Source organism: Streptomyces sp. NPDC048566 (assembly GCF_043199735.1).
Classification (GTDB): Bacteria; Actinomycetota; Actinomycetes; order Streptomycetales; family Streptomycetaceae; genus Streptomyces.
In genome coordinates this window covers 1-5,713 of record NZ_JBICWL010000044.1, presented here as the reverse complement: position 1 = coordinate 5,713, position 5,713 = coordinate 1, and the positions used below count along the sequence as shown (strand labels likewise).

Here is a 5,713-nt window from a genome sequence, read left to right as displayed (position 1 = left end):
TGACCCGCCCCCGCCCCGCCGCGGGCGGCGATCAGCCCCGCCGCGGCCAGCCAACCGCCTCGCCGGGCGAACCCGCCCCCGCCTCGCCGGGCGAACCCGCCCCCGCCCCGTCGGGCGAACCCGCCCCCGCCTCGCCGGGCGGACCCGGTTCCGTCCCGCCGCAGGCGGTCAACCACCCCCGCCCGGCAGAGCGAGAACCCGGTTCCCCCGGGGGGCCTCCGCGGGGCCGGATCCCCTGCCGGCCCGCCGTTCGGCAGGCGATCATGACCTCATGACGGCTTCCCGCTCCTCGTCCACCGCGTCCTCCTCCGCACCGCGCCCCGAGGCCGCGCTGCACGCCGCCCGGGCGCGTTCCTTCGACTCCGCGGCGGCCCGCTACGCCGCGAACCGCCCCTCCTATCCGCCCGCGCTCCTCGACGCGGTCGAGGAGGGCGCGGGCCGCGCCCTCTCCGGCGCGCGGGCCGCCGACGTCGGGGCGGGGACCGGCATCTCGACCGTGCTCCTGCACGACCGCGGCGCCGACGTGCTCGCCGTGGAGCCGGGGCCCGGGATGGCCGCCGAGTTCCGCCGGGCCCACCCGAGCCTGCGGATCGTCCGGGGCAGCGGCGAGGCGCTGCCGCTCGCCGACGCCTCGGTGGACTTCCTGACCTACGCCCAGTCCTGGCACTGGACCGACCCGAACCGCTCCGTGCCGGAGGCGCTGCGGGTGCTGCGGCCCGGCGGCGCGCTGGCCCTGTGGTGGAACACCGAGGCGCTCGACGTCCCGTGGATCGAGGCCGCGGCCCGGCGCACCGAGCGCTTCCTCGGCCTGGACCCGGCGGCGGAGCGGAGCCGTACCGGCGGCCGGGCCGACCGCGCGCTCGGCACGGCCCCCGCGGGCGGCCTCGACGTCGAGTGCCGCCGGGTCCGCTGGAGCCGCCGCGTCCCGGTCGACACCCACCTCGCGAACACCGCCAGCCACTCGGCGTTCCTGGTCCTCGGCGAGGAGGCGACGGCCGGCTTCTTCGCCGAGGAGCGCGAGCACCTCCTGCGCACCTTCCCGGACGGCGTGGTGGAGGAGACATACGTGGTGGAACTGCTGGTGGCGATCCGGGCCTGACCCCGCGCCGCGGGCGGTCCTAAGGCACCCGGCCCGCCGCACCGGCCGCCCGGCCGTGCGGGCCGGCGCGGGTCCCGCCGCACCGGCCCGCGGTGGCCGCGGACCTTGACCGGCCGGGCGGGCGGGAGCAATATTCATCAGGCGATGATTATGTGGCCGGGGCCGACGCGTCCGCGCCGCCGTGCCCCGCCGTACCGGCCAAGGCCGCTCCGCCCCACCGAGCACCCCCACCCACCACCGACCCACCGAGCACCCCCCATCGCTCCGCCGGACTCCTCCCGGAGCCCCGGAACGAACCCGCCCCCGACCCTCCGCCCGAGAAACACCGACTCCCGGGAACGCCCGTGTCCTCTCACCAGCCCGCCGTCCGCGCCGAGGGCCTCACCGTGGTGCGCGGCGCCCGCACCGTCCTGCGCGGACTCGACTTCACCGTCCCGCGCGGTCGCATCACCGGACTGCTCGGCCCGTCCGGCTGCGGCAAGTCGACCCTGATACGCGCGATCGTGGGCACCCAGGCCAAGGTCGGCGGCACGCTCGACGTCCTCGGCCGCCCCGCCGGCGACCCCACCCTCCGCTCCCGCATCGGCTACGTCACCCAGGCCCCGTCGGTCTACGACGACCTCACCGTCCGCCAGAACCTCGACTACTTCGCCGCGATCCTCGACCCCGGCCGGGCCGCCGCCGAACGCCGCCGCGACGACGTCACCCGCGTCATCACCGACGTCGACCTCACCTCCCACGCGGACTCGCTGGCCGGCACGCTCTCCGGCGGGCAGCGCAGCCGCGTCTCGCTCGCCGTCGCCCTGCTCGGCACCCCCGAACTCCTCGTCCTCGACGAACCCACCGTCGGACTCGACCCGGTCCTGCGCCGCGACCTGTGGCGCCTGTTCCACGACATCGCACGGGAACGCGGCGCCACCCTCCTCGTCTCCTCCCACGTGATGGACGAGGCCGAGCGCTGCCACCGGCTCCTCCTCATGCGCGAGGGCGAGATCCTCGCCGACGACACCCCCGACGCCCTCCGTGAGCGGACCGGCTCCGACACCGTCGAGGCCGCCTTCCTCCGGATCGTCGACGAGGCCACCGCCGGAGAGGGCAACGGGACACACCCCGCACCCCCGGCCGCACCCGGGGCCGGAGCCGCCGCCCCGGCCCTGGGCACGGACACCCCAGCGGACCGGCCAGCCGACCCACGCCCCGCCCCCGGACCCCGTCCCGGCGGCTCCGCCACCGCCCGCGAGGAGAACCCCCGATGAGTCCCGCACCGTCCTCGGCGGCCACGCCCCACGGCACCCCGGGCACCTCGCCCGCCCCCGGAGCGGACCACCGCCCGGCCGCCCGCCCGAGCCCCCTCAACCTCTCCCGCACCACCGCCACCGCCGGCCGGGTGCTGCGCCAGCTCCGCCACGACCCGCGCACCATCGCGCTGATGATCCTGGTCCCCTGCGTGATGCTGTTCCTGCTCCGCTACGTCTTCGACGCCAGCCCCCGCACCTTCGACTCCATCGGCGCCTCCCTGCTCGGCATCTTCCCGCTCATCACGATGTTCCTGGTGACCTCCATCGCCACCCTGCGCGAACGCACCTCCGGCACCCTCGAACGCCTCCTCGCCCTGCCTCTCGGCAAGGGCGACCTGATCGCCGGCTACGCCCTCGCCTTCGGCACCGTCGCCGTCGTCCAGTCCGTCCTGGCCACCGGCCTCGCCGTGTGGGCCCTCGGCCTCGACGTCACCGGCTCCCCCTGGCTGCTCCTGCTCGTCGCCCTTCTCGACGCCCTCCTCGGAACCGCCCTCGGCCTGTTCGTCTCGGCGTTCGCCGCCTCCGAGTTCCAGGCCGTCCAGTTCATGCCGGCCGTGATCTTCCCCCAACTGCTCCTCTGCGGCCTGTTCACGCCGCGCTCCGTCATGCACCCGGTCCTGGAGGCCGTCTCGGACGTGCTCCCGATGTCGTACGCGGTGGACGGCATGAACGAGGTCCTGCGGCACACCGACATGACCGCGACCTTCGTACGCGACGTGCTGATCGTCGCCGGCAGCGCGGTACTGGTCCTGTTCCTCGGCGCGGCCACCCTGCGCCGGCGCACCCCCTGAAGGACGGGCCCCCGGCCGGGGGCCCGGCTCCCCGCCCCCGCAGGACGCGCCCGCCGCGTCCGCCCACCGGACGCGCCGCCCGCGCCGATCACCCCGGTGGGAGGATGAACGCGGACGACCCAACCCCCGGAGGGCACCCGCAACCATGGTCCAGAACGTCGCAGTCCTCGGAACCGGCAAGATCGGCGAAGCCCTGCTCAGCGGAATGATCCGAGCCGGCTGGGCCCCCGCCGACCTCCTGGTCACCACCCGCCGGCCCGAGCGGGCCGAGGAGCTCCGGGAGCGGCACGGCGTCACCCCGGTCGGCACCGCCGAGGCGGCCGAGCGCGCCGACACCCTGATCCTGACCGTCAAGCCGCAGGACATGGGCACGCTCCTCGCCGAACTCGCCCCGCACCTGCCCGCCGACCGCCTGGTCATCAGCGGCGCGGCGGGTATCCCCACCTCCTTCTTCGAGGAGCGCCTCGCCGCCGGGACACCCGTCGTCCGCGTCATGACGAACACCCCGGCCCTCGTCGACGAGGCCATGTCCGTCATCTCCGCCGGCAGCCACGCCACGCCCGAGCACGTGGCCCACGCCCAGGAGATCTTCGGAGCCGTGGGCAAGACCCTGCTCGTCCCCGAGTCGCAGCAGGACGCCTGCACGGCCCTCTCCGGGTCCGGTCCGGCGTACTTCTTCTACCTCGTCGAGGCCATGACGGACGCGGGCATCCTGCTCGGCCTGCCCCGCGACAAGGCCCACGAACTGATCGTGCAGTCCGCGATCGGCGCGGCCGTCATGCTCCGCGACAGCGGCGAGCACCCGGTACGACTCCGCGAGAACGTCACGTCCCCGGCGGGCACCACGATCAACGCGATCCGCGAGCTGGAGAACCACGGCGTGCGCGCGGCCCTCATCGCCGCGCTCGAAGCGGCCCGTGACCGCAGCCGCGAACTGGCCTCCGGCAACGGCTGACCGACGGGGCGGCCTCGGCACCCGCCCACCGGTGCCGAGGCCGCCCGCCGCGCCGGTCGTCTCAGCCCGCCGCGGGCAGCAGCCCGATCGCCCGGTAGGCCGCGTCCACCGTGGGCCGCGCCGCCTCCCGCGCTCTCGCCGCGCCGACCCGCAGCACCCGATCCACCCGGTCGGGATCGGCGCACAGCTCCCGGTGCCGTTCACGCACCGGCCGGAGCAGCTCCACGACGGCCTCGGCGGTGTCCTTCTTCAGCGCGCCGTACGACGTGTACGCGCCGCTCAGCTCCTCCGGATCGCCTCCCTCGCACGCGGCGAGGATCTCCAGCAGGTTGGAGACGCCGGGCCGCTCCTCCCGGTCGTAGGCGACCTCCTGCCCGCTGTCGGTCACCGCCCGCATGATCTTCTTGCGCACGGTCTCCGGTTCGTCCAGCAGGTACACGACCCCCGGGCCCACGTCGTCGCTCTTGCCCATCTTGGCCGTGGGCTCCTGGAGGTTCATGACCCGTGCCGCCACCGGGGGCCGCGTCGCCCGGGGCACGACGAACGTGTGCCCGTACCGCTGGTTGAACCGCACGGCGAGATCCCGGGTCAGCTCCACGTGCTGTGTCTGGTCGTCCCCGACCGGCACCTCGTCGCTTCCGTACGCCAGGATGTCCGCCGCCATCAGCACCGGATACGTCAGCAGCGACAGCCGTACGCTCCCGCCCCGCGCGCGCTCCCGCGCGGCCTTCTCCTTGTACTGGATCATCCGCCGCATCTCCCCGTCGGTCGCGACGCACTCCAGCAGATACGACAGCCGCGCGTGCTCGTCCACGTGACTCTGCACGAACACCGTGCACAGCTCGGGGTCGAGCCCGGCCGCCAGCAGCAGGGTCGCGGCCTGCCGGCTCAGTCTGCGCACCCGCGCCGGATCGTGGTCCACGGTCAGCGCGTGCAGGTCGACGATGCAGAAGAGCGCCTCGGACCGGTGCTGGTCGACCTCGGCCCACCGCCGGACGGCTCCCAGGTAGTTCCCCAGCGTCAGATGCCCGGTCGGCTTGACCCCGCTGAAGATCCGCGTCATCTCTCCACCTCCTGGTCGGGACCGCCGCACCCACCGGCCGGCTCCTCGGGAGGAGACACAGAAAACGGCCGCCGAGAGCGGCGGCCGTTGAGTACTCACGTGCGCACGGCCGCCGTCAGGCGGCCCACCACAGCCGGGTGTTCGTACGCGTCGTCATGGAGTCACCGTACGCCCCGGCCGGCCCGTCCGGGCCCGAGTTGACACGCCTCCACCCCGTCCGTAGTGTTCTCCGAGTTGTCCGACGTGAGCGCCGACTCCGGTCGGTCCCCGGACAACCATTCCGCACCACCACTCAACGATCGACGATCCGTCGTCGGCTCGTTTTCCTGCGTGTTTGCGAAATGAGGATTGCGCGTTCGAAAGGGCGCGGCCCCGATTAGCTCGGGGCCCCGGAATCCGCTAATGTCTCACTCGTCGGAACGGCCCAACAGCCGCGAAGGCAAAGCCCGCTGACTGGGAGTCAGGCCCGAAAGGATCTGATAGAGTCGGACTCGCCGGAAAGGGAAA

General features: G+C 74.3%; 5 protein-coding genes. 4 read left to right on the top strand and 1 reads right to left on the bottom strand.

From position 1 onward, the window contains the following. Window positions 1-271 precede the first annotated feature (271 nt). The 4 genes from ACGFS9_RS32270 to proC all read left to right on the top strand — a co-directional run bounded on the left by ACGFS9_RS32270 (window position 272) and on the right by proC (window position 4,143). Window positions 272-1,099 (top strand): class I SAM-dependent methyltransferase, encoded by an 828-nt coding sequence (locus ACGFS9_RS32270; RefSeq protein ID WP_393258438.1) that lies wholly within the window; start codon window positions 272-274, stop codon window positions 1,097-1,099. 344 nt (window positions 1,100-1,443) lie between these two features. Continuing rightward, entirely contained in the window at window positions 1,444-2,355 is a 912-nt protein-coding gene (locus tag ACGFS9_RS32265; protein ID WP_393258436.1) for an ABC transporter ATP-binding protein, read from the top strand. Beyond that, a complete protein-coding gene (locus tag ACGFS9_RS32260; RefSeq protein ID WP_393258434.1) occupies window positions 2,352-3,188 on the top strand; it encodes an ABC transporter permease in 837 nt (278 codons plus the stop codon). Before ACGFS9_RS32265 ends, ACGFS9_RS32260 begins: the two co-directional genes overlap by 4 nt. Before the next feature lie 145 nt (window positions 3,189-3,333). Then, complete coding sequence (proC, locus tag ACGFS9_RS32255) at window positions 3,334-4,143, top strand: pyrroline-5-carboxylate reductase (protein ID WP_393258432.1); 810 nt, start codon at window positions 3,334-3,336, stop codon at window positions 4,141-4,143. 61 nt (window positions 4,144-4,204) lie between these two features. Here proC and trpS read toward each other — a convergent pair whose 3' ends face one another. Then, window positions 4,205-5,206 (bottom strand): tryptophan--tRNA ligase, encoded by a 1,002-nt coding sequence (gene trpS, locus ACGFS9_RS32250; protein WP_393258430.1) that lies wholly within the window; start codon window positions 5,204-5,206, stop codon window positions 4,205-4,207. Between the last annotated feature and the right edge of the window lie 507 nt (window positions 5,207-5,713).